Consider the following 242-nt stretch of genomic DNA (forward strand, 5'->3'; position numbering starts at 1 on the left):
TCGCCTTCGCTGGCGCCCTCGTCGGCCATCGACTTCTTCGGCGCGGCCTTCTCCTTGGCGGGCTTTGCTTCCTTGGCAGTTTCCTTGGCAACAGGCGCGGGCGCTTCAGCGGCCGGCGCGGGCTCGGCTTTGGCAACGGGCGCGGGCGTCGGCGCCTCGATCGCGGTCTCGCGGAAGGCGCGCTCGAGCTCGTCGAGCGAGACCTCGCCCGGACGCAGCGGGCGCTCCAGGGTCTGGTCGAT

General features: G+C 71.9%; 1 protein-coding gene. It reads right to left on the reverse strand.

Annotated elements, in window-relative coordinates; genetic code table 11:
* A partial coding sequence (locus tag RAD10_RS42430; RefSeq protein ID WP_461622083.1) for a hypothetical protein occupies positions 1-242 on the reverse strand: 242 nt, incomplete at both ends.

This window comes from Bradyrhizobium sp. 23AC, assembly GCF_054863025.1.